General features: G+C 41.5%; 21 protein-coding genes, 1 tRNA gene and 1 pseudogene. 20 read left to right on the plus strand and 3 right to left on the minus strand.

From position 1 onward, the window contains the following. Positions 1–147: 147 nt before the first annotated feature. Positions 148–218: transfer RNA gene (locus AXK38_01790), tRNA-Cys, on the minus strand. Positions 219–385: 167 nt separating this feature from the next. Between AXK38_01790 and AXK38_01795 the strand changes: the two genes are divergently transcribed. The 8 genes from AXK38_01795 (at position 386) to AXK38_01830 (ending at position 10121) form a co-directional block, all read left to right on the plus strand. Next, the gene (locus tag AXK38_01795) at positions 386–2374 is read left to right on the plus strand and encodes a peptide ABC transporter ATP-binding protein (protein AMH88082.1); all 1989 of its coding nucleotides are present in this window, start codon (positions 386–388) and stop codon (positions 2372–2374) included. Between the two features lie 66 nt (positions 2375–2440). After that, the gene (locus tag AXK38_01800) at positions 2441–3937 is read left to right on the plus strand and encodes a peptide ABC transporter permease (protein AMH88083.1); all 1497 of its coding nucleotides are present in this window, start codon (positions 2441–2443) and stop codon (positions 3935–3937) included. Continuing rightward, on the plus strand, positions 3937–4863 hold the full coding sequence (locus AXK38_01805; GenBank protein AMH88084.1) for a peptide ABC transporter permease: 927 nt from the start codon (positions 3937–3939) through the stop codon (positions 4861–4863). Before AXK38_01800 ends, AXK38_01805 begins: the two co-directional genes overlap by 1 nt. An 8-nt stretch (positions 4864–4871) precedes the next feature. Beyond that, entirely contained in the window at positions 4872–5939 is a 1068-nt protein-coding gene (locus AXK38_01810; protein ID AMH88085.1) for an oligopeptide transport ATP-binding protein AmiE, read from the plus strand. 10 nt (positions 5940–5949) lie between these two features. Further along, complete coding sequence (locus AXK38_01815; protein AMH88086.1) at positions 5950–6876, plus strand: peptide ABC transporter ATP-binding protein; 927 nt, start codon at positions 5950–5952, stop codon at positions 6874–6876. A gap of 546 nt (positions 6877–7422) precedes the next feature. Further along, the gene (locus AXK38_01820; protein AMH88087.1) at positions 7423–8400 is read left to right on the plus strand and encodes an ABC transporter substrate-binding protein; all 978 of its coding nucleotides are present in this window, start codon (positions 7423–7425) and stop codon (positions 8398–8400) included. 11 nt (positions 8401–8411) lie between these two features. After that, positions 8412–9305, plus strand: coding sequence for an ABC transporter permease (locus AXK38_01825; GenBank protein AMH88088.1), 894 nt, complete (start codon positions 8412–8414; stop codon positions 9303–9305). 12 nt (positions 9306–9317) lie between these two features. After that, the gene (locus AXK38_01830) at positions 9318–10121 is read left to right on the plus strand and encodes an ABC transporter ATP-binding protein (GenBank protein AMH88089.1); all 804 of its coding nucleotides are present in this window, start codon (positions 9318–9320) and stop codon (positions 10119–10121) included. A 367-nt stretch (positions 10122–10488) separates the two neighbouring features. Here the strand turns inward: AXK38_01830 and AXK38_01835 are convergent, their stop codons facing one another. Then, positions 10489–15672, minus strand: a complete 5184-nt coding sequence (locus AXK38_01835; protein AMH89601.1) for an alpha-L-fucosidase — start codon at positions 15670–15672, stop codon at positions 10489–10491. Positions 15673–15857: 185 nt separating this feature from the next. Here AXK38_01835 and AXK38_01840 point away from each other — a divergent pair, with 185 nt between their 5' ends. From AXK38_01840 to AXK38_01885, 10 genes are all read left to right on the plus strand, one after another. Beyond that, positions 15858–16106 carry a hypothetical protein gene (locus tag AXK38_01840; protein AMH88090.1) on the plus strand — a complete coding sequence of 83 codons (249 nt, stop codon included), beginning with the start codon at positions 15858–15860 and terminating at the stop codon, positions 16104–16106. A gap of 199 nt (positions 16107–16305) precedes the next feature. After that, positions 16306–17100, plus strand: coding sequence for a glutamate racemase (locus tag AXK38_01845; protein ID AMH88091.1), 795 nt, complete (start codon positions 16306–16308; stop codon positions 17098–17100). Further along, the gene (locus AXK38_01850) at positions 17097–18068 is read left to right on the plus strand and encodes a non-canonical purine NTP pyrophosphatase (GenBank protein ID AMH88092.1); all 972 of its coding nucleotides are present in this window, start codon (positions 17097–17099) and stop codon (positions 18066–18068) included. The genes AXK38_01845 and AXK38_01850 overlap by 4 nt, the downstream gene beginning before the upstream one ends. Beyond that, complete coding sequence (locus AXK38_01855) at positions 18044–18565, plus strand: metallophosphoesterase (protein ID AMH88093.1); 522 nt, start codon at positions 18044–18046, stop codon at positions 18563–18565. The genes AXK38_01850 and AXK38_01855 overlap by 25 nt, the downstream gene beginning before the upstream one ends. After that, positions 18562–19023 (plus strand): hypothetical protein, encoded by a 462-nt coding sequence (locus AXK38_01860; GenBank protein ID AMH88094.1) that lies wholly within the window; start codon positions 18562–18564, stop codon positions 19021–19023. Before AXK38_01855 ends, AXK38_01860 begins: the two co-directional genes overlap by 4 nt. Next, complete coding sequence (gene xerD, locus AXK38_01865) at positions 19014–19754, plus strand: recombinase XerD (protein ID AMH88095.1); 741 nt, start codon at positions 19014–19016, stop codon at positions 19752–19754. The genes AXK38_01860 and xerD overlap by 10 nt, the downstream gene beginning before the upstream one ends. After that, positions 19754–20482: a segregation/condensation protein A gene (gene scpA, locus AXK38_01870; protein AMH88096.1), complete on the plus strand. Its 729-nt coding sequence runs from the start codon at positions 19754–19756 to the stop codon at positions 20480–20482. Before xerD ends, scpA begins: the two co-directional genes overlap by 1 nt. 16 nt (positions 20483–20498) lie before the next feature. After that, complete coding sequence (gene scpB, locus AXK38_01875) at positions 20499–21068, plus strand: segregation/condensation protein B (protein ID AMH88097.1); 570 nt, start codon at positions 20499–20501, stop codon at positions 21066–21068. Then, positions 21055–21777 (plus strand): pseudouridine synthase, encoded by a 723-nt coding sequence (locus tag AXK38_01880; protein AMH88098.1) that lies wholly within the window; start codon positions 21055–21057, stop codon positions 21775–21777. Before scpB ends, AXK38_01880 begins: the two co-directional genes overlap by 14 nt. Further along, positions 21777–22013 (plus strand): membrane protein insertion efficiency factor YidD, encoded by a 237-nt coding sequence (locus AXK38_01885; GenBank protein AMH88099.1) that lies wholly within the window; start codon positions 21777–21779, stop codon positions 22011–22013. The genes AXK38_01880 and AXK38_01885 overlap by 1 nt, the downstream gene beginning before the upstream one ends. Positions 22014–22411: 398 nt before the next feature. Here AXK38_01885 and AXK38_01890 read toward each other — a convergent pair. Further along, positions 22412–23110, minus strand: a pseudogene (locus AXK38_01890) (NAD-dependent epimerase). Positions 23111–23405: 295 nt separating this feature from the next. Between AXK38_01890 and AXK38_01895 the strand changes: the two are divergent. Together AXK38_01895 and AXK38_01900 are read left to right on the plus strand one after the other, a co-directional pair. Continuing rightward, on the plus strand, positions 23406–24470 hold the full coding sequence (locus tag AXK38_01895) for a glutamyl aminopeptidase (GenBank protein AMH88100.1): 1065 nt from the start codon (positions 23406–23408) through the stop codon (positions 24468–24470). Between the two features lie 21 nt (positions 24471–24491). Continuing rightward, a complete protein-coding gene (locus tag AXK38_01900) occupies positions 24492–24788 on the plus strand; it encodes an enterocin immunity protein (protein ID AMH88101.1) in 297 nt (98 codons plus the stop codon). Positions 24789–24861: the final 73 nt, after the last annotated feature.

Raw genomic sequence — 24861 nt, forward strand, 5'->3', positions numbered from 1 at the left:
TGAAGCTTTTTTCAGTTGATTTCAAACGAGAATTGTGCCCTCGAAAAGCTCAGCCCCAAAATGTTTGTAAATTATATGTATTTATCAAAAAAAGCCCTTCAAACGGGGCTTTCTGTTCATTTGCAACCTGATAAATCAAGTTATAGAAGGCGGTAGACGGATTTGAACCGACGATCAAGCTTTTGCAGAGCCGTGCCTTACCACTTGGCTATACCGCCTTAACGTTTATTATTATACCTTGAAAATGATTTTCAGTCAATAGCTTTTTCAGATTTTTTGTGTTAATAAGCCTAAATATTCTGAAAATTCGTTTACTTTTATTGAAATATCTTAAAATATATGGTATAATCAATAATAACCTATACTTTATAAGAGGAGTAAATAAATGAAAAAAAGTCAAGTGCTTGCTGTAGCGGGAGCTACCTTATTAGCGTCAGGAGTTCTAGCTGCGTGTTCAAACACTAGTTCAAATAATGCTAAACTAGCAAAAGATTACCAATATGTTTATCAAACAGATCCAGAAACTTTGGATTATATCGTCAGCAATATCGATTCAACATCATTCGTCACAACAAATGCTGTAGATGGTTTGTTGGCTAATGATAAATATGGTAACCTGGTTCCTTCTATTGCTGAATCATGGACAGTTTCAAAAGATGGTTTGACTTATACCTATAAAATCCGTAAGGATGCTAAATGGGTGACAGCAGAGGGAGAAGAGTACGCTCCTGTCACTGCTAAAGACTTCGTTACTGGTTTGAAGCATGCTGTAGATGGAAAATCAAAAGGACTTTCAATCGTTAGCTCTTCTATTAAAGGATTAGAAGCCTATATCAAGGGTGAAACAAGCGATTTTTCAACCGTTGGAGTAAAAGCACTTGATGATCAAACACTAGAATATACCTTGAACCAGCCAGAAACTTTCTGGAATGACAAAACAACTAGTGGTGTCATGATGCCGGTTAATGAAGAATTCTTAACTTCAAAAGGGGAAGGTTTTGGTGCCCCAACAGATGCTAACTCTATTCTTTATAACGGTCCATTTGTCTTAAAATCTGTAACTCCAAAATCATCTATCGAGATGGCTAAAAATGATGCTTACTGGGACAAAGAAAATGTAAAAATTGAGAACGTTAAGTTCACTTTCTGGGATGGTAAGGACCAAGATGTGATTGCCAAAGGTTTTGCCGATGGTCAATATAGCAAGGCGCGTATCTTCCCTACAAGTTCTACATATGAAAAATATGCAGCTGACTTCAAAGATAACATTTACTTTAATGAACCAGGTGCGGGTGTTGCAACTGTCAGCTTGAACTATGGCCGTACAACCTATAGCCACACTGCCAAAACAAGTGATGCCCAAAAGACATCTACTCAGAAAGCATTGCTAAACAAGGAATTCCGTCAAGCCTTGAACTTTGCGGTCGATCGCAATTCTTACTCAGCTCAAACAAATGGTACTGATGGAGCTGCAGTAGCTATCCGTAATACATTCGCACCATATAATCTCCAAGTTGGTAAGAAAACATTTGGTGAATTGGTACAAGATAGCTTGGCTAAGACAAATTCTTCTACTTGGTCAAACGTGTCTCTAGCAGATTCTCAAAATGGACTTTACAATGAAGAAAAAGCTAAAGAAGTCTTTGCTAAAGCAAAATCAAGCCTACAAGCTGAAGGTGTTGAATTCCCAATCCACTTGGATGCCTTGGTTATCCAAGAATCAACAGCGGTTGTAAACCGTGTTCAATCATTGAAACAATCAATTGAAAAGGTATTGGGTTCAGATAATGTTGTTGTAGACTTACAACAAATGACTCAAGCAGAAGCCTTACCAATTTCATTTAGCGCTCCAACAGCTAAAGAACAAGACTGGGATATCCATACCTTGCTAGGATGGAACCCTGACTATCAAGATCCTTCTACTTTCTTGGATCAATTCGTCATTAAGGGAGGAAACACTCGTCTTTACCTTGGTATCGACCAGAGCACTGATGCATCAGTAGTGAGCAAACTTGGTTTAGCTGACTATGGAAAATTACTTGATGACGCAAACAGCGAAAACCAAGATGTTCAAAAACGTTATGAAAAATACGCAGTAGCACAAGCTTGGTTGACTGACAATGCTTTGACAATTCCAGTAATGGCTTCTCCTAAAGAAACAGCCGTTTCATATGTTTCAAAAGTTCTACCATTTAGCTCTTCATATTCTGTAGCTGGCCTTAAGGGTGAGAATGCAGGATACTTGAAGTACACTGAAGTTGGTGAAAAAGCAATCACCAAAGAAGAGTACGAAAAAGCTCGTGAAAAATGGTTGAAAGAAAAGACTGAGTCAAACGAGAAAGCTCAAAAAGAATTGGCAAGTCATGTGAAGTAAATAATTTTCAATAGAACTTTCTCTCCATGAGGAGAAGGTTCTTTTGGGATTTTTAAAGGAAATGATATGAAAAAATATATTTTTATGCGTGTTTTGCGGTCATTGGTTTCTATTTTCTTAGTAACAACCTTGACTTACACGATTATCTATACAATGGTTCCTCGAAAATTGATTTTCAAACAGGATACCAACTATAACAAGATTGCGACAACTGCTGATAAACGTGATAACTATGAGAATACCGTTTATGAGCGTATGGGCTATATCGAGTACTACGATACCAAAGAGTTGCAAGAAAAAGCTAGCCAGATGGATGCTTCTGTAACAGTTGAAGCTAATGATACCAACAAGGCTATCTATGAAAAATACATCAAACAAATCGGTCATGGTTGGACCTTGGGAGAATTTACTGAAAGTGGTCAATTCTACGCTACTCGTGAAATCCCCATTTTTGAACGTGTTTTCAAATTCTATGCTAACTTGATTGACATTGACCATACTAATAAAATTCAAGACCCTGAAAACCCAGACTTGAAACGTTACCTTCGTTTCGAAAACGATCCAGCTATCGGATGGTCATTGGTTGGTTCAGGTACCAAACATAAATATCTCTTGTACTTTAACAGTCAGTTCCCATTTGTGCATCAAAACTTTGTGAACATCAATTTAGGTGACTCTTATCCAACCTATGCTAATAGCCCTGTTTTACAGGTTATTACTCAGGGACAAGGACAAACAAAAACGGCTCAAGTTCAGTTCCCAACAGGTAAGAAAACTTCTTCTGTAAATATTTACTCAAGAACCTACAAATCACCTAGTCAGGCTGATTCTCGTGAAGTAGCCAACTACGGAAAAGATGATCCTTATACAGCCACTGAAAGTAACTACCAATATCCGTCTATGATTGCCAGCTCTGCTGTCGTTGGATTGATTGGTTTGGTGATTTCTTATGCGATTGCCGTGCCACTTGGTTCAGCTATGGCTCGCTTCAAGAATACTTGGATTGATAGCTTCTCAACAGGGGCTTTGACCTTCTTGATGGCTCTTCCAACAATTGCTTTGGTTTATATCGTTCGTTTGGCTGGATCTTCAATCGGCTTGCCAGATTCATTCCCTATCTTGGGTGCTGGAGATTGGCGTTCATATGTTTTACCAGCAGTTATCCTTGGTTTATTGGGTGCTCCTGGTACAGCTATTTGGATTCGTCGTTACATGATTGACTTGCAGTCGCAAGACTTTGTACGTTTTGCTCGTGCAAAAGGTTTGTCTGAAAAAGAAATTTCAAACAAACACATCTTTAAAAATGCCATGGTTCCGCTGGTTTCAGGAATTCCTGGTGCCGTTATCGGGGTTATCGGTGGTGCAACTCTTACTGAAACAGTCTTCGCCTTCCCAGGTATGGGTAAAATGTTGATTGACTCTGTAAAAGCATCTAATAACTCTATGGTCGTTGGTCTTGTCTTCATCTTTACATGTATTTCTATCTTCTCACTTCTTTTAGGAGATATTTGGATGACCATTATTGACCCACGTATTAAATTGACTGAGAAAGGAGGCAAATAATGTCTACAATCGATAAAGAAAAATTTCAGTTCGTAAAACGTGACGATTTTGCCTCTGAAGCCATTGATGCACCAGCATATTCTTACTGGGGCTCAGTGTTTAGACAATTTATGAAGAAGAAATCAACTGTAGTCATGTTGGGAATCTTGGTAGCTATCATTTTGATGAGTTTCATCTACCCAATGTTTTCTAAGTTTGATTTCAATGATGTCAGCAAGGTAAACGACTTTAGTGCTCGTTATATCAAGCCAAATGCGGAGCATTGGTTCGGTACAGACAGTAACGGTAAATCTCTCTTTGACGGTGTCTGGTTCGGAGCTCGTAACTCTATCCTCATTTCTGTGATTGCGACAGTGATTAACTTGGTTATCGGTGTCTTTGTTGGTGGTATTTGGGGTATTTCAAAATCAGTTGACCGTGTCATGATGGAAGTTTACAACGTCATCTCAAACATCCCATCTCTTTTGATTGTCATTGTCTTGACTTACTCAATCGGAGCTGGATTCTGGAATCTGATTTTTGCCATGAGTGTGACAACATGGATCGGAATTGCCTTCATGATCCGTGTGCAAATCTTGCGTTATCGTGATTTGGAATACAACTTGGCGTCACGTACTTTGGGAACACCAACCTTGAAGATTGTTGCCAAAAACATCATGCCACAATTGGTATCTGTTATTGTGACAACGATGACCCAAATGCTTCCAAGCTTTATCTCATACGAAGCCTTCTTGTCTTTCTTCGGTCTTGGTTTACCGATTACCGTGCCAAGTTTGGGTCGTTTGATTTCGGATTATTCACAAAACGTAACAACTAATGCTTACTTGTTCTGGATTCCATTGACAACTCTTGTCTTGGTATCCTTGTCCCTTTTCGTAGTTGGTCAAAACTTAGCGGATGCTAGTGATCCACGTACACATAGATAGGAGTAGAAATGACAAAAGAAAAAAATGTAATTTTGACTGCTCGCGATATTGTCGTGGAATTTGACGTTCGTGACAAAGTATTGACAGCCATTCGCGGCGTTTCTCTTGAACTAGTTGAAGGAGAAGTGTTGGCCTTGGTAGGTGAGTCAGGATCAGGTAAATCTGTTTTGACAAAGACCTTCACAGGTATGCTCGAAGAAAATGGTCGTATTGCTCAAGGTAGCATTGACTACCGTGGTCAAGATTTGACAGCCTTGTCTTCTCACAAGGATTGGGAACAAATTCGTGGTGCTAAGATTGCGACTATCTTCCAAGATCCAATGACTAGTTTGGACCCAATTAAAACAATTGGTAGTCAGATTACAGAAGTTATTGTAAAACACCAAGGAAAAACAGCCAAGGAAGCAAAAGAATTGGCCATTGACTACATGAATAAGGTTGGGATTCCAGACGCAGATAGACGTTTTGATGAATACCCATTCCAATATTCTGGAGGAATGCGTCAACGTATCGTTATTGCTATTGCCCTTGCCTGCCGACCTGATGTCTTGATTTGTGATGAGCCGACAACTGCCTTGGATGTGACCATTCAAGCACAGATTATTGATTTGCTCAAATCATTACAAAACGAGTATCACTTCACAACAATCTTTATCACCCACGATCTTGGTGTGGTAGCAAGTATTGCGGATAAGGTAGCGGTTATGTATGCAGGAGAAATCGTTGAATATGGAACTGTTGAGGAAGTCTTCTATGACCCTCGCCATCCATATACATGGAGTCTCTTGTCTAGCTTGCCTCAGCTTGCTGATGATAAAGGGGATCTTTACTCAATCCCAGGAACACCTCCGTCACTTTATACTGATCTGAAAGGGGATGCCTTTGCCTTGCGTTCAGACTACGCAATGCAAATTGACTTCGAACAAAAAGCCCCTCAATTCTCAGTATCGGAGACACATTGGGCTAAAACTTGGCTTCTTCATGAGGATGCTCCAAAAGTAGAAAAACCAGCTGTGATTGCAAATCTCCACGATAAGATCCGTGAAAAAATGGGATTTGCCCATCTGGCAGACTAGGAGGAAGGAAATGTCTGAAAAATTAGTAGAAATCAAAGATTTAGAAATTTCCTTCGGTGAAGGAAGTAAGAAGTTTGTCGCAGTTAAAAATGCTAACTTCTTTATCAACAAGGGAGAAACCTTCTCACTTGTTGGTGAGTCAGGTAGTGGGAAAACAACTATTGGTCGTGCCATCATTGGTCTAAATGACACAAGTAATGGTGATATCATTTTTGATGGCCAAAAGATTAATGGTAAGAAATCGCGTGAACAAGCTGCGGAATTGATTCGTCGTATCCAGATGATTTTCCAAGACCCTGCAGCAAGTTTGAATGAACGTGCGACTGTTGATTATATTATTTCTGAAGGTCTTTACAATCACCGTCTGTTTAAGGATGAAGAAGAACGTAAAGAGAAAGTTAAAAATATCATCCGTGAAGTTGGGCTTCTTGCTGAGCACTTGACTCGTTATCCTCATGAATTTTCAGGTGGTCAACGTCAACGTATCGGTATTGCCCGTGCCTTGGTCATGCAACCAGATTTTGTTATTGCAGATGAGCCAATTTCAGCCTTGGACGTTTCTGTACGTGCCCAAGTCTTGAACTTGCTCAAAAAATTCCAAAAAGAACTTGGTTTGACCTATCTCTTCATCGCCCATGACTTGTCGGTCGTTCGCTTTATTTCAGATCGTATCGCAGTTATTTACAAGGGTGTTATTGTAGAGGTTGCAGAAACAGAAGAATTGTTTAACAATCCAATTCACCCATATACTCAAGCTTTACTTTCAGCGGTACCAATCCCAGATCCAATCTTGGAACGTAAGAAGGTCTTGAAGGTTTACGACCCAAGTCAACACGACTATGAGGCTGATAAGCCATCTATGGTAGAAATCCGTCCAGGTCACTATGTTTGGGCGAACCAAGCCGAATTGGCACGTTATCAACAAGGACTAAACTAAGAATGGTTTTATAATTTCCATGTCAATTTTTATGGAAATTATAAACCTTTTTTGTTGGACTAATTTGAAAAACTTTGAAAGTAGTTTGAAAGAATTTTCGAAAAAATTTAAAAAATTCTTGACAGCTGATGAAAAAGGTAGTAAGATAGGAAACATCAAAAAAGAAAGCAGAAAAAGAAATGAATAAAAGACAAGCTGTAACAATGAATCAAAACTTTTACTTTAGCTACTTTAGATAGTGTTTGTAGACATGTCACAATGGATGCAAACAGTTCAAGCAATTTGTTTGTATCTATGTGGCTAAGATTTTTGATTGTGGTCCATGTAGATGAATATCTAAATGGACTAGCTAAGTTGTAACTTGTTAGATTATTTCAAGCATCCGTTTAGGTATTATCTAGGCGGTTTTTTGTTTTATACTCTTCGAAAATCTCTTCAAACCACGTCAACGTCGCCTTGCCGTACTCAAGTACAGCCTGCGGCTAGTTTCCTAGTTTGCTCTTTGATTTTCATTGAGTATTATCTTTTCTGAGAAGGAGTTTCATTATGAAAGTTGTTCGAAAATTACTAGCCCCCCTCTTGGTAGTGGGGATCCTCTTGACCTCTCTGATCAGTTTGCATCAGTTGAAGGCAGATAAGAAAAAAGATGTTTTTCGTATCGGTATTTCGCAGTTTATTACCCACCAGTCCTTAGACGCTACTAGAGAAGGTTTTGTGGATGAGCTGGCCAAGCAAGGCTATATTGAAGGGAAAAATATCGAGATTGATTTGCAAAATGCACAGGGAGAACAAAGAAATCTAAAAACCATTTCCCAGCAACTAGCAGAATCTAGTGATGTCGTTCTAGCCATCGCAACGCCTTCTGCTCAGAGCTTGGCTAATACAACACAAACGACACCGGTTATCTTTTCAGCTGTAACAGACCCTGTTAGTGCTAAATTGGTTGAGTCAAGAGAACACCCTGGGGGAAATGTGACGGGGACAAGCGACCAATCATCAGATGCCATTTCAACCCAAATCAATTTGATAAAAAAAGTGTTGCCAAAGGCTAAAACGATTGGAATCCTCTATACTCAGAGCGAGCCAAATTCAGTTGTCCAAAAGGATGAAGCTAAGCGCCTTCTGGAAGAAAAAGGCTTTACCGTTGTTGAAAAAACAATCTTGGACAGTAACAACGTCAAGGCGGCAGCAGAGAGCTTGATGGCAGAAGTGGATATGGTTTTTGTACCAACGGACAATATCATTTCGTCAACCATGGAAACAGTCAAGCAGGTTTCTATTAAACACAAGGTTCCAGTATTTGGTGGTTCAACAGAAATGATTGCTGTTGGTGGCTTGTATAACTACGGTACCAATTATGAAGAACTGGGACGGCAGACAGCCCGCATGTTGATTCGTGTTTTAAAAGGTGAAAAGCCAGAAAATATAGCAGTTGAGTTGCCTGAAAAATTGGAATTGCATACCAATAAAGAAATGGCAGATGCACTAGGAATTGATATCAGTAAGTTAGAAAGCAAGGAATAGGGAGGTTTAAGATGAGTTTTGTATTATCTAGTTTATCAGAAGGTTTGTTGTGGTCGATTATGGCCATTGGGGTCTACTTGACTTTCCGTATTTTGGATATTGCGGATATGACTGCTGAAGGAGCCTTTCCTTTGGGGGCAGCTGTCGTCGTATCACAGATACAGGCAGGGACAAATCCTTGGATTGCGACCTTACTTGCCTTGCTAGCAGGTATGATTGCTGGTCTTGTGTCAGGAATGCTCCACACCAAGATGAAAATTCCGGCTCTCTTGACAGGGATTGTGACCTTGACAGGGCTCTATTCAATCAATATTAAAATCATGGGAAGTGTGCCCAATCTTTCCTTGGGAGATTCTTCAACTGTCTTTAAGCAATTAGCGATCTTAGGGCTGACAAGTGAAGAAGCTGTTTTCTCATTCAGCTTGGCCTGTCTCTTACTTGTTTGCTTGGTCTTGACTCTTTTGATGAAAACGGAGATTGGCTTGGTCTTGCGTTCGACTGGGGACAATATTCCTATGAGTGAGGCTAATGGGGTCAATGTAGACACCATGAAGATTGTTGGTTACATGATTTCAAACGGTTTGATTGCCCTATGTGGTTCCTTATTTGCTCAGAATGATGGATTTTCAGATGTAACTTCTGGGACAGGAACCATCGTTGTTGGTTTGAGTGCAGTCATTATTGCAGAAGTTTTGATACACGACTTGACCATTGGAGGTCGCTTGTTATCTATCGGAATCGGTGCCATTGTTTACCGTTTGATTATTTTAAATATCTATGAAATTCCAAATCTAGATCAAAATCTGGTTCGTCTCTTTAATGCAATCTTGCTAGCCTTGGTTTTATTTGCACCAGAATTGCAAAAGAGATTAAAGATTCGTGGTTTGAAACTGAGAAATGAATAGGAGGAGAAAGTTATGGCAAGTTTGTTAACACTTGAAAATATTCACAAAACATTTGAAGCAGGGACGGTCAATGAAAACCATGTCCTCAAAGGATTAGATTTAGAGGTTGAAGAGGGAGATTTTATCTCTGTGATTGGTGGAAATGGCGCAGGCAAATCCACTTTGATGAATATCTTGGCTGGCAATCTATCGGTGGACGAAGGGGATCTTTTGTTGGAAGGGAAATCCATTAAAAATCTGAGTGTACGCAAGAGAGCCAAGGATATTGCTCGTGTTTTTCAAGATCCGAAGATGGGAACAGCTTCTCGTTTGACGATTGAGGAGAATATGGCTATTGCCTTGAGACGTGGGCAAAAGAGAGGACTTGGTTGGGGTGTGAAGGAGAAGGACAGAATTCAGTTTCAAGAGGCCTTGAAAGAGTTGAATATTGGTCTTGAAAATCGCTTGAAAGTGGATACTCAATACCTTTCAGGAGGACAAAGACAGGCCTTGACCCTAGTCATGGCAGCTCTGGTGAAACCTAAACTTTTGCTTTTGGATGAACACACTGCGGCACTTGACCCTAAAACGAGTCAAATGGTGATGGATTTGACGCAAAAGATTGTGGAAGACCATCAGTTGACGACTTTGATGATTACCCACGATATGAACCATGCGATTGAGTATGGTAATCGTCTCATTATGCTCTATCAGGGTAAGATAGTGGTGGATGTTAAGGGAGAGGAGAAAAAGCATCTGACGGTTGAAAATCTCATGCATCTCTTCCAGAAAAATAGTGGCCAAAGCCTAGTCAGTGATGAGTTGGTTTTGGGATAAAGAAAAAGGCTGAGATCCAGTGTCTCAGTCTTTTAGTAGTATGAATGGATAGGCAGAAATATGAAATTGATACTCTTCTAAAATCTCTTCAAACCAGGTCAGCCTTATCTGCAACCTCAAAGCGGTGCTTTGAGCAACCTGCGGCTAGTTTCCTAGTTTGATCTTTGATTTTCATTGAGTATAATCTATCAGATGGTAATTAGATATACGATATTAAAACCAGTCCTCAAGACAAAAGGACTGGTTTGTAGTTAAGAATATTATCTTAAAAGATATCAGTTAAATGGTAGATGAAATGGTGTATAACATACTTGAGTTGAACTTGAATAGAATGGGCCCTCTAAGTAATTCTTAAAAATTTATAGATCTAATCTATCTTATTTTTTAATAAGAAAATGGATGTTAAGACTACACTCAGTCCTGCTAAGAAGAGGAGTGGATTTGAGGATTCACCAGTTTCTGGAAGTTGTTCTTTGTGATGAGTATTTTCCAGTTGAGTAGGACTATCGGTGGTTGAAGCCTGCCCAAAGTTTAGTGAGGTTGTTGCAACTGTTTTGTTTATTGAGGTTTCCGGAGTATTGACATTTTGATAGACTACCGCATATGTACTAAAGAGACTAGTAGTAAATTCTGCCATACCATCACGAATAGTGAAAGAAAGTGATTTCAATTCTTTTGTCGGAGTTAGGTAATAAATATTTTCTACATCAGCTGTAATTGGTAATCTAACTAAAACAGCTCCCTGTGGTTGTATATTATGGTTGTTTGAATTTTTAAATTGAATATCATAAGCATCGTATATCTTACCAAAGAGTTCTTGAGCCAACACGTGTTTACTAGAGAGATGAGAAATTCCTTCTAAGTCAGTTGCTCTACCAATAATCTCAACACCAGTCTTTGCATCCTTCAAGACACGAAGTTTATACTCAGAAATACTGCCAGTAGATGTTTTTTCTTGCCTAGCTCCTTTACCAGGTTCACTATAATTAGGACTGTCTATGGTAGGAGCTTTCTGTTCTCTTCCTGTCTCTATAGGTTTGGTATATTCAGGTCTTTCCGCAGTAGGCGCTTCCTGTTCCCCAGTTGTTCCGATAGGTTTGGTGTATTCAGGTATTTCCACGAAAGGTGCTTCCTGCTCTCCCGCAGTGCCGATAGGTTCAGTGAATTCAGGAATTACAACAGAAGGCGCTTCTTGATCTCCAGCAGTGCCTATAGGATCTGTGTACTCAGGAATGGTTCCAACTGGAGCAGGCTCATCCCCTTTGCTTGTAAGGATTTTTTCTTCAACTGGAGCAGTTTCGTCCTTAGGAAAGACAGCTACAACAGGACTAGTCGTTGTTGTACCTTGGATGGCATAAGCTTCTATCGGCTTGCCAGCTTTACGGTCCGTAGTTTCAGGAATATCTAGTTGGACCTTATTATTCTTGATGGTTAATACTGTTTGTTCACCTGATGTGACAAGATGATCATCATCGACTTTTCTAAGTAGAAGAGGATCTTTGATACCAGGGAAGGTCACAGCGACTGCATCCCAATTGCCAGTTGGTAGGGTTAGGGTAACAGTCTTATCTTTGGACTTAACGGAATCAAGACTTGGACTATCGAGAGACACAGAAGGTGCCTTTAAGATATCAAAGGAATCAAGAGAAATTTTCTTTCGTCCTTGTGGAGAATTTGGATCCACTTTCAAAGTAAGAACGTGATCACCATCAGCTAGATTTGTGAATTTGCCAATTAATGCACCTTTTTCAGTTGCTCCTGAAGTGTAGAAATCAAGGGCTGGCATTTCTTTACCATCAAGTGTGACAAGCGCCTTGCCAAGGGCAGATGTTTTCAGTCCATAGATTCGGATACCTGTTCCAGAGAATGGAATGGTTGCAGTGGCTTCAGAAGCGAGGCTATCATCAGCGTTGATGTCAGCGTATTTTTCTGTAGAAGCATAGAGTTCTGCATCGCTCCAATCCTTAAACATGGAACCATACTGGATACGAGGGTCACGGTCGTCAATCTTCTCAACACTTGCTCCTTGACCTGGGAAGACTTTGAAGTAATCGAGAGAAATTTTTGCACGCTCGTTGGCACGTCCTTTGTGCTCGCGCTTAACAGTGATGGTCATCAAATGAGGACCTGAGGATAGATTTGTGTAACGTCCTATCAATACACCTTTTTCGGTTGCTCCGGCTGTATAGAAGTCAAGTTCTCCAACAGACTTGCCATCAATTTTAACGTCAGCAAGTCCCAATTGAGATGACTTGAGTCCGTAGATTTCAATACCAGGGCCATTGAATGGAATGGTTGCAGTCGCATCTTTATCAGAATAATTTCCATTTGAGATATCGGCGTATTTCTCTGTGCCGCTAAATAGTTCTGAGTCAGCCCAGTTTCCATAAGCTGAGCCGTACTGGATGCTCTTGTCACGGTCATCCATCAACTCACTGAAGGCATCGATAGAAGCAGCATCTGAAACTGGTGTTGTACGATTCCCTAGCATAGCCTTAACGGTATAAGTATAGGCATGGCTAGAATCAATCGAGCGATCGATAAAGTGAGTTTGGTTGGTGATAAATTCACGAACGCTAGGAGTTTGACTGTTTTCATCCTTGCTTTCTCGTCGGATGACATAATGACTTGCTCCTTCAACTGTGTTAAAGTCAAGTTCAGCTGTGACGGAATCTTTTCGAAGGGCTGATAAGCGAGTCACTCGTCCAGGGAAGTTTTCAAAGGTAATGACATCACCTTTTTGAGTCGCAAGTTGGATACGGTTATCTTTGAGGCGACTAGCTTGAACTTCCTTGCCATTAATCTTGATAATACTAGCTTCGATATTTGGATAGTCTACGACTAAGTCTCCACCCACATTAGAAAGGAAAGATAGCGTTTCAAGATTTTTCTCTTTCCATTTCATGCTGACTTCAAAGTTACCACGAGCGACTAAGCCTGAGACTTGCCCGTCTTTCCAGGCATCTGGGAGGGCTGGTAATGGGGCAATGTAGCCTGTGTGAGACTGAAGGAGCATTTCTGCCATACCGCTGGTTGCACCAAAGTTTCCATCAATTTGGAAAGGCGCGTGCGTATCCCAGAGATTTTCTAGGGTTGAGGATCTGAGCTGTTCTGCCAACAAACGGTGGGCACGATTTCCATCTAAGAGACGGGCCCAGAGGTTGATTTTATTGGCCTTAGACCAACCAGTTCCACCATCTCCACGGTGGTTTAGGGTTGCGCGTGCAGCTTCTAGATATTCAGGCTGATCCTTGCCAAATAGAGTACCTGGGAAGAGACCAACTAGATGGGAAACGTGGCGGTGGTGGTTTTCAATGCCTTCGTTGGTGAATTGTGGGCTGTCTTCTTCGTACCATTCCTTGATACGGCCGTCTTGGTTGATATGAAGTGGTTTGAGCTTATCAAATTTAGCCTTCACTTCTGTCACCAAATCTTGGTCGACCTTCAGATGATTGGCTGCTTCCATATAGTCGTGGAATAGCTGCCAAACTAGAGATTGGTCAAAGGTATTCCCAATCGTGATGGTTCCATGCTCTGGTGAGTAGGATGGAGAAGATACCCAACGGTCACTTGCTTGGTCATAATGCAGGAAGGAATTCCAGAACTTGGCTGTTTCCTTGAGCATTGGATAAATCTTTTCTTTAAGATAAGTTTCATCCTTGGTGAATTTGTAGTAGTCATAGACGTTCTGCATCATCCAAGCATTGGCAGCAGGAGACCAACCCCAATAGTAGTTCCAACCAGGAGTAGTCCAGCCAAATGGTGTCGCCTGAGTATGAACCAACCAACCGTTTTCTTGACCTTCTTTGGATTCGATACCTGCGTATTCTTTAGCAGCGATACGACCATAATAGCGCATGTCATCGATATAATTGATCATTGGCTTAGCCGTTTCTGCGAGATTGCTCATGTAGGCAGGCCAATAGTTCATCTGTAGGTTGACATTGAGGTGGTAGTCTGAGTTCCAAGGTGGATTGTCTACAGCATTCCAGACTCCTTGCAAGTTGGCAGGGAGGGCATCTGTTCGGTTACGAGACGAACTGATGAGGAGATAACGTCCGTATTGGAAGAAGAGTTCTTCTAACTTTTGGCCTTTTGTTGGATTATAGGTTTGAAGAGCTTCTTTTGTAGTTTGATTAGACTTGCTACCGCCGAGGTTTAATTGAACACGGTTGAAAAGGCTTTGGTAATCCTTGATGTGATCATTTTTCAGAGTCTCATAGTCTTTGGTTTTAGCAGCTTCAACGATAGATTTGACAGTTTTTTCTACATCAATATCCTTGCGGTAATTGGTTTTCGGATTTTGAGCAAAATTAGTCTTGGCACTGAGTAAAAGCGTAGCGTAGCTGGCCCCTGTGACCGTTAAACTATCATCATGGACAGTAACTTTTCCGTCCGTTTTAAGTCCTAGATAGGATGCAAACTGGAGTCCATTATCTTTGACTGTACCTTTTAGTAGGATACCATTTGGGTCTGTCGTAACATGGCCATTCTTGTAGTGAGAATATTCCGATGAGTAGTCTCCGTTGGCAATCAAATCTTCTGTTAAGGTATTCCAAAGGGTAAAATCAAGCGTCTTATCTCCCTTTTTAGTCAAGTGGGTCACGGTGACATCATCAGGATAGCTGGAGAAGGTTTCACGTTTGAAGGTTGTTCCATCTTGGGTATAGGAGGTAGTTGTGATAGCTTCAGAAATATCTAAGCCACGATGATAGTGAGTAACATTTTCCAAGCCCTTCTTCTGGTTATTAAAGACCATAAAGATATCACCGAAGGCTAGGTAGCGACCGTATTGGGCATTGTTTGGCCCAACCAAATTTCTCTCTGCTAGTTGTTTGGCTTTTTGACGGTCACCGTCTTCTAAGGCTTTACGGATTTCTGCTAAGACTTTGTAACGGTCCTTGTAGTTTCCACCGTTGTAGTCTTGACTATCTGGCTGTGGGCCTCCAGACCAAAGTGTTTTTTCGTTGTACTGGATTCTTTCTTCACCGATGAGTCCGAAAACCTTGGCACCCATTTCCCCATTTCCGACTGGGAGGGCTTGTTTTTCCCAACCGTCATAGGAAGGAGCAGTTGGTTGGTTGTAATGTAGTTCGTAATGTTCTTGTTTGTTCACAGGAAGTTCTGGTTTCTCGCTCTCCTTATTTTCAGCAGGGGCGGTAGCTGTCGTTGTATCCGACTGACTACTTGTTTGAGGTAATTCTGGTTCTGCGATGGTTTGCTTCTCAGATGATTCAGCTATAGGCTGAGTCTCTGTGTTAGAAGCAAGAACTTCCTCAACTTTCGTATCCGGTTTAGCAGAGGTTTCAGTAATTGTTGCCTCACTTTCCGGAATCTCGACACCATCAGCAGCCACATCCTGTGCTGCTAAAAAAACAGCTCCTAGTAAAACAGAGGCAGCTCCGACACTTAGTTTTCGGATGCTATACTTGCAGGATTTTTCCCAATATCTCTTATCCACAAAATTCTCCTTTCTCATGTCTGTAAGCGCATACATTTTCTTTTTAAAAAATAAGTCTTGCAGAAATTTGTGCAATGTAATTTGAATAATTTTAATATAACAAATAAATAGAACTATTGCAAGGGCTTTCAAGAAAAATGGACTTATTTTACTAAGTATGAAGTATTTGCTAATTACTTAGGAAATCACAGTAGATGTAAGCGTAAAACAAACTAGTCAGGGTGCCTAGTTTGTGGTATAATGAAAGAGACTCAAAAAGAAACAGGAGAAAAATGATGGATTTACTATTAGCAATTGTATTGATTGTGCTAGCTTTTCTAGGAGGAGCTCTTGGAGGAATGTACTTGGTTCGTAAGCAAATCGAAAAAGAATTTGCCGACAACCCACGTTTGAATGCTGAAGCAGTTCGTACTCTTTTGAGTGCAAATGGTCAAAAACCAAGCGAAGCTAAGGTACAACAAGTTTACCACCAAATCATCCGCCAACAAAAAGCAGCCCTTGCTAACAATAAAAAGAAAAAATAAATAAGGAAAAGTCTGGGATGAAAATTCCAGACTTCTCACTATGTTGGCTATGGTTTAGGGATGAGACTTTTTCCTTGCATTCTATTGATATTTGATTATGATTAAGAGAGATAGTTGTTGATTAGGCTGTCATTCAGTTCTTAAAGATAAATAATCATAATGAACTATCAATCAGAAAAAAGACTAGAAAGAAGACTGTATGGATAATCGACCAATTGGTTTTTTGGATTCGGGTGTCGGGGGCTTGACCGTTGTGCGCGAGCTCATGCGCCAGCTTCCCCATGAAGAAATCGTCTATATTGGAGATTCTGCACGGGCGCCTTACGGGCCCCGTCCTGCTGAGCAAATTCGTGAATATACTTGGCAGTTGGTCAACTTTCTCTTGACCAAGGATGTCAAGATGATTGTCATTGCTTGTAACACTGCGACTGCGGTCGTCTGGGAAGAAATCAAGGCTCAACTAGATATTCCCGTCCTAGGTGTGATTTTGCCAGGAGCTTCAGCAGCCATCAAGTCCAGCCAAGGTGGGAAAATCGGAGTGATTGGAACCCCCATGACGGTCCAATCTGACATCTATCGTCAGAAAATTCATGATCTGGATCCGGACTTACAGGTGGAGAGTTTGGCCTGTCCCAAGTTTGCTCCCTTGGTGGAGTCTGGGGCCCTGTCAACCAGTGTCACCAAGAAAGTAGTCTATGAAACCCTGCGTCCCTTGGTCGGCAAGGTGGATAGCCTGATTTTGGGTTGTACCCATTATCCGCTTCTCAGACCTATTATTCAAAATGTTATGGGGCCCAAGGTTCAACTTATCGATAGTGGGGCAGAGTGCGTACGGGACATTTCAGTCTTACTCAATTATTTTGAAATCAATCGTGGTCGTGATGCCGGACCACTCCATCACCGTTTTTACACAACAGCCAGCAGCCAAAGTTTTGCACAAATTGGTGAAGAATGGCTGGAAAAAGAGATTTATGTGGAGCATGTAGAATTATGACAAATAAAATTTATGAATATAAAGATGACCAGGACTGGTATGTCGGCTCATATAGTATTTTTGGTGGTGTCCGGACATTGACTGATGAAGACTTGGATTTTCCTCTATTTGAGTTTGCCCAAAGATTTCGAGATGAGGAACAAGGTTTTCCTATTTCTGTGATTGTTTTACGCTATGGTTCTCTCTACCGTTTATTGTCTTTTGTGGTAGATATCCTCAACCAAGAAATGGGGCGAAATCTGGAAGTCATCCAACGTCAGGGAGCTTTTCTCTTGATTGAAAATGGGCAACTCCTGCATGTAGCATTGCCTAAAGAAGGGGTCAATGTTCATGATTTCTTTGAAACAAGCAAGGTCAGAGAAACCTTATTGATTGCGACTCGAAACGAAGGCAAGACCAAAGAGTTCCGAGCTATCTTTGACAAGCTAGGCTACGATGTGGAAAATCTCAATGACTACCCTGACCTGCCTGAAGTAGCAGAAACAGGCATGACCTTTGAAGAAAATGCCCGCCTCAAGGCAGAAACCATTTCTCAATTAACGGGCAAGATGGTTCTGGCAGATGATTCTGGACTCAAGGTCGATGTCCTTGGTGGATTGCCAGGTGTCTGGTCAGCTCGTTTCGCAGGTGTGGGAGCAACTGACCGTGAAAACAATGCTAAACTCTTGCACGAATTGGCCATGGTCTTTGAACTCAAGGACCGCTCAGCTCAATTCCACACAACCTTAGTCGTAGCCAGCCCAAACAAGGAAAGTTTGGTTGTTGAAGCAGACTGGCCTGGCTACATTAACTTTGAACCTAAGGGTGAAAATGGCTTTGGCTATGATCCTCTATTCCTCGTGGGAGAGACAGGCAAATCCTCAGCTGAATTAACCCTTGAAGAAAAAAATAGTCAATCTCACCGCGCCTTAGCCGTTAAGAAACTTTTGGAGGTATTTCCATCATGGCAAAGCAAACCATCATTGTAATGAGCGATTCTCATGGCGATAGCTTGATTGTGGAAGAAATCCGTGATCGCTATGTAGGCAAAGTTGACGCCGTTTTTCATAATGGCGATTCTGAACTGCGTCCTGATTCTCCACTTTGGGAGGGGATCCGCGTTGTTAAAGGGAATATGGATTTCTACGCCGGCTACCCAGAACGTTTGGCGACTGAGCTTGGTTCGACCAAGATTATCCAAACCCATGGTCACCTGTTTGACATTAATTTCAACTTTCAAAAGTTGGACTACTGGGCTCAGGAGGAAGAGGCCGATATCTGTCTCTACGGTCACTTGCATGTGCCAAGTGCTTGGATGGAAGGCAAGACCCTCTTTCTAAATCCAGGCTCTATCAGTCAACCACGTGGGACTATCAGAGAATGTCTCTATGCTCGTGTGGAGATTGATGACAGTTATTTTAAAGTGGACTTTTTGACACGAGATCATGAGGTGTATCCGGGCTTATCCAAGGAGTTTAGCCGATGATTGCCAAGGAGTTTGAGACTTTCTTGTTGGGGCAGGAGGAAACTTTTTTGACTCCTGCTGAAAATCTAGCCGTGTTGATTGATACCCACAATGCGGATCATGCGACCCTCTTGCTCAGTCAGATGACTTATACCCGTGTTCCTGTTGTAACAGATGAAAAACAGTTTGTTGGGACGATTGGGCTCAGAGATATTATGGCTTATCAGATGGAGCATGATCTGAGTCAAGAAATCATGGCGGATACGGACATTGTTCATATGACCAAAACGGACGTAGCGATTGTTTCGCCTGATTTCACCATCACGGAGGTCTTGCACAAGTTGGTAGATGAGTCCTTCTTGCCGGTTGTGGATGCGTCTGGTATTTTCCAAGGAATTATCACGCGCAGGTCCATCCTCAAGGCAGTCAATGCCCTCTTGCATGACTTTAGTAAGGAATATGAGATTCGATGCAAATGAGAGATAGGATTTCAGCCTTTTTAGAGGAAAAGCAGGGCTTGTCTGTCAACTCAAAGCAGTCCTATAAGTATGATCTGGAGCAACTTTTAGATATTGTGGGCAAGCAGATTTCTGAGACCAGTCTCAAGATTTACCAAGCCCAGCTAGCCAATCTAAAAATTAGCGCCCAGAAGCGAAAGATTTCGGCCTGTAACCAATTTCTCTACTTTCTCTATCAAAAAGGAGAAGTGGACAGCTTTTACCGTCTGGAATTAGCCAAACAAGCTGAAAAGAGGACCGAGAAGCCAGAACTGTTAGACCTAGACTCTTTTTGGCAGGAAAGCGACTATCCAGAGGGCCGCTTGCTAGCGCTCTTAATCCTAGAAATGGGGTTCTTGCCGAGTGAGATTTTAGCTCTCAAGGTTGAGGATATCAATCTGGATTTTCAGGTGTTGCGAATCAAGAAGGTTTCCCAACAGAGGATTGTCACTATTCCCACGACCTTGCTTTCAGAATTGGAACCCTTGATGGGCCAGACCTATCTTTTTGAAAGGGCAGGGAAAGCCTATTCTCGTCAGTGGGCCTTTCGTCAGTTAGAAGCTTTTGTCAAGGAGAAAGGTTTCTCAACCTTATCCGCTCAAGCCTTGCGGGAACAGTTCATTCTAAGACAAATAGAAAACAAGGTCGATTTGTACGAAATTGCAAAAAAATTAGGATTAAAAACAGTCCTGACCTTAGAAAAATATAGATAATGGATATTAAATTAAAAGATTTTGAAGGGCCCCTGGACTTGCTCTTGCACCTGGTTTCTAAGTACCAGATGGATATCTACGATGTGCCTATTACGGAAGTTATCGAACAGTATTTAGCCTATGTCTCAACCCTTCAGGCCATGCGTCTGGAAGTGACGGGGGAGTACATGGTTATGGCCAGTCAGCTCATGCTGATCAAGAGCCGCAAACTACTTCCAAAGGTAGCAGAAGTGACAGATTTGGAAGATGATCTGGAGCAGGATCTTCTCTCTCAAATCGAAGAATACCGCAAGTTCAAGCTCTTGGGTGAACACTTGGAAGCCAAGCACCAAGAACGTGCCCAGTATTATTCCAAAGCGCCGACAGAGTTGATTTACGAAGATGCGGAGCTCGTGCATGACAAGACGACCATTGACCTCTTTTTAGCTTTTTCAAATATCCTAGCCAAGAAAAAAGAGGAGTTTGCACAAAATCACACGACTATCTTGCGAGATGAGTATAAGATTGAGGACATGATGCTTATCGTGAAAGAGTCCTTGACTGGACGAAATCAATTGCGCTTGCAGGATTTGTTCAAGGAAGCCCAGAATGTCCAAGAGGTCATCACCCTCTTTTTGGCAACCTTGGAGTTAATCAAAACTCAGGAGTTAACTCTAGTGCAGAATGAGAGTTTTGGGGATATCTATCTCATGGAAAAGAAGGAAGAAAGTCAAGTGGCCCAAAGCTAGACTTGAGAGAGGAAAGATGAGTACTGTAGCAAAAATAGAAGCGCTCTTGTTTGTAGCGGGTGAAGATGGGATTAGAGTCCGCCAGTTAGCTGAACTCCTCTCTCTGCCACCAACAGGCATCCAGCAGAGTTTAGAAAAATTAGTCCAGAAGTATGAAAAGGATCCAGATTCCAGTTTGGCTCTGATTGAGACAGGTGGTGCTTATAGATTGGTGACCAAGCCTCAATTTGCAGAGATTTTGAAGGAATACTCTAAGGCACCTATCAACCAGAGTTTATCTCGGGCTGCCCTTGAGACCTTGTCCATCATTGCCTATAAGCAGCCCATTACGCGGATCGAAATTGATGCCATCCGTGGGGTCAACTCGAGTGGGGCATTGGCAAAGTTGCAGGCTTTTGACCTGATAAAGGAAGACGGGAAAAAAGAAGTGTTGGGGCGCCCTAACCTCTATGTGACTACGGATTATTTCCTAGATTACATGGGGATAAATCATTTAGAAGAATTACCAGTGATTGATGAGCTTGAGATTCAAGCCCAAGAAAGCCAATTATTTGGTGAAAGGATAGAAGAAGATGAGAATCAATAAGTATATTGCCCACGCAGGTGTGGCCAGTAGGAGAAAAGCAGAAGAGCTGATCAAGCAAGGCTTGGTGACGGTGAATGGCCAAGTAGTGCGTGAATTAGCAACGACCATCAAGTCAGGCGACAAGGTCGAAGTGGAAGGTCAACCTATCTACAACGAAGAAAAGGTTTATTATCTGCTTAACAAACCACGAGGTGTCATTTCCAGTGTGACAGATGACAAGGGCCGCAAGACTGTTGTTGACCTCTTGCCCAACGTGAAGGAGCGTATCTACCCTGTAGGTCGTTTGGACTGGGACACATCAGGTGTCTTGATTTTGACTAATGACGGGGATTTTACGGATGAGATGATTCACCCTCGTAATGAGATTGACAAGGTCTATGTCGCGCGTGTTAAAGGTGTGGCCAATAAGGATAATCTCCGCCCCTTGACCCGTGGACTTGAGATTGATGGCAAGAAAACCAAGCCAGCTGTCTATGAGATTCTCAAAGTGGATCCAGTCAAAAACCGCTCTGTGGTACAGTTGACTATCCACGAAGGGCGTAACCATCAGGTTAAAAAGATGTTTGAAGCTGTCGGTCTCCAAGTAGACAAGTTGTCTCGGACCCGTTTTGGACATCTAGACTTGACAGGACTCCGTTCGGGAGAATCCCGTCGTCTTAATAAAAAAGAAATCAGCCAACTACACACCATGGCTGTAACCAAGAAATAATGAAACGAATTTTAATAGCGCCTGTGCGCTTTTACCAACGGTTTATCTCACCAGCCTTTCCACCCTCTTGTCGCTTTGAGCCGACTTGTTCCAACTACATGATTCAGGCTATTGAAAAACATGGCTTCAAGGGTGTTTTGATGGGCTTGGCTCGGATTTTACGTTGCCATCCCTGGTCGAAAACAGGCAAGGATCCCGTCCCAGACCATTTTACTTTGAAAAGAAATTCAAAGTAAGATTGTATTCTAATGTATAAAACACAGATAGATGATACTTGGTATTTACTAAGTGCCATCTATCTGTGTTTTTATTTATTATTGATGTTTCTGTTTTCCTATTCTAAAATGTTTTTTCCTTCTTTAACACGCCAATGATAATCCGATAAAATAATATCTTCGAGGGAGTAGCTAGCTTGCCAGTCAAGATATTGTTTAGCTTTTGATGCATCTGCTAGGACGCTGGCTGGGTCACCAGCGCGTCGAGCAACAATTTCGTGTGGGATTTTTTGATCCAGTAATTCTTCAGCAGTTTTAAAGATTTCTTTGACGGTATAGCCTTTTTCAGTTCCTAAGTTAAAGATTTGAGAAGAACTGTCTTCTTGAAAGAGGTAGTTCATTCCTTTAACATGAGCCTGTGCAAGATCCAAGACATGAATGTAATCTCGAATACATGAACCGTCACGTGTATCGTAGTCATCTCCAAATATTTTCAGGCTATCATTTTGTCCCAATGCGGTCTTGTTGATATTGGGAATGATATGAGTTGGATTTTTTACACGGAGACCATTTGAAGCATCCATTTCAGCTCCAGCAACATTAAAGTAGCGGAAAATAACATATTTCCAATCGTAGCGATTAGCCATCCAGTAAATCATTCTTTCACCCATCAGTTTTGTTTCTGCATAAGGGTTGACAGGGTCGAGCAGGGTATCTTCAGTAGCTGGCTTATCAATACAGTTATTACCATAGAGAGAAGCAGTCGAAGAGAACATGATTTTTTGAATACCAACTTCAGACAAGACTTTGAGAACTTGGTTCATACCAGCAACATTGGCAGTGAAGTATTTGCTTGGATTTTCAATACTTTCGCTCACAACAATCTCACCCGCACAATGGAGAACAGCGTCAATCTTGTTTTCTTCCAAATAAGTTTTTAAGGAGCTAGCATCATAAACATCCAGTTGTTTAAAGCTAGCACGACTATCTACAGCCGAACGATTTCCTGTAGAGAGATTATCTAAGACATGCACCTGGTATCCAGCATTTAAAAGAGCTTTAACGGTATGGGAGCCAATGTAGCCAGCTCCACCTGTAACAAGAATTATTTTGGTCATGATTTTTTCCTTTTTCTAGTTTTGTACTATTTTAAAGAAATAAGAAGGCAAAGTCAACTGTTTTCTGTAAATTTCATGAAAAAACTAAACAAGTATAGCATTGGATTGTTTTTTTGTTTGGAAATTAATAGTTTGGTTGATCTTGGAATAGTTCTTAGATTTCACATCACATGCAAGAAAATACAAGCTTTTTCTAAGATACAGTAAGACTAAGATACTAATTTAGAAATCCACCTTCCCGCTATCCTTCTCCTATAAAAAGTGGTAAAATGGATGAAAGAAAGAAGGAACTGAAATGACAACATTATTTTCAAAAATCAAAGAAGTAACAGAACTTGCTGCGATCTCAGGTCATGAAGCACCTGTCCGTGCTTATCTTCGTGAAAAGTTGACACCGCACGTGGATGAAGTGGTGACAGATGGCTTGGGTGGTATTTTCGGAATTAAACATTCAGAAGCTGCGGATGCGCCGCGCGTCTTGGTCGCTTCTCACATGGATGAAGTTGGTTTTATGGTCAGCGATATTAAGCCAGATGGTACCTTCCGTGTGGTTGAAATTGGTGGTTGGAACCCCATGGTAGTCAGCAGCCAACGTTTCAAACTCTTTACTCGTGACGGTCGTGAAATTCCAGTAATCTCAGGATCAGTACCTCCACATTTGACTCGTGGTAAGGGTGGACCAACCATGCCAGCTATTGCAGATATCGTCTTTGATGGCGGTTTTGCGGACAAGGCTGAGGCAGAAAGTTTTGGAATCCGTCCTGGTGACACCATCGTACCAGATAGTTCTGCAATCTTGACAGCCAATGAAAAAAATATCATTTCAAAAGCTTGGGATAACCGTTACGGGGTTCTCATGGTGAGCGAGTTGGCAGAAGCTCTGTCAGGTCAAAAACTCGGAAATGAACTCTATCTTGGCTCTAACGTCCAAGAAGAGGTTGGTCTCCGTGGTGCTCATACTTCCACAACTAAATTTGATCCAGAAGTTTTCCTAGCAGTTGACTGTTCACCTGCTGGTGATGTTTATGGCGGTCAAGGCAAGATTGGGGATGGAACCTTGATTCGTTTCTACGATCCAGGACACTTGCTTCTCCCAGGAATGAAGGATTTCCTTTTGACAACGGCTGAGGAAGCTGGTATCAAGTACCAATACTACTGTGGTAAAGGCGGAACAGACGCTGGCGCAGCTCATCTGAAAAATGGTGGTGTCCCATCTACAACAATCGGTGTTTGCGCTCGTTATATCCATTCTCACCAAACCCTCTATGCAATGGATGACTTCTTAGAAGCTCAAGCTTTCTTGCAAGCCTTGGTGAAAAAATTGGATCGTTCAACAGTTGATTTGATTAAAAATTATTAAACCATAAGGGAGGTGGTAGGGATGGTAGAACCAAACCTAGAAAGCCTTATAAAAGATCTTTACAATCATGCTCGACATGATTTGAGTGAAGATTTAGTTGCTGCTCTCCTAGAGACTGCCAAAAAACTGCCTAGTACAAATGAGCAATTGTTAGCAGTTCGTCTCTCAGGACTGGTCAATCATGAATTGCTCCTAAATCCCAAACATCCGGCACCTGAGTTGCTCAACTTGGCTCGCTTTATCAAGAGAGAAGAAGCCAAGTACAGAGGAACTGCAGCTTCTGCGCTTATGTATGGGGAACTCTTTAAAATGCTTTGATTCCATTGTGGATCAAAGCATTTTTTATATGGTAGAAAAGCAATTCTTGGTTAGGAAAAGAAAAAAGCCATCC

Origin of the sequence: Streptococcus mitis (assembly GCA_001560895.1) — a bacterium.
Classification (GTDB): domain Bacteria; phylum Bacillota; class Bacilli; order Lactobacillales; family Streptococcaceae; genus Streptococcus; species Streptococcus mitis_Q.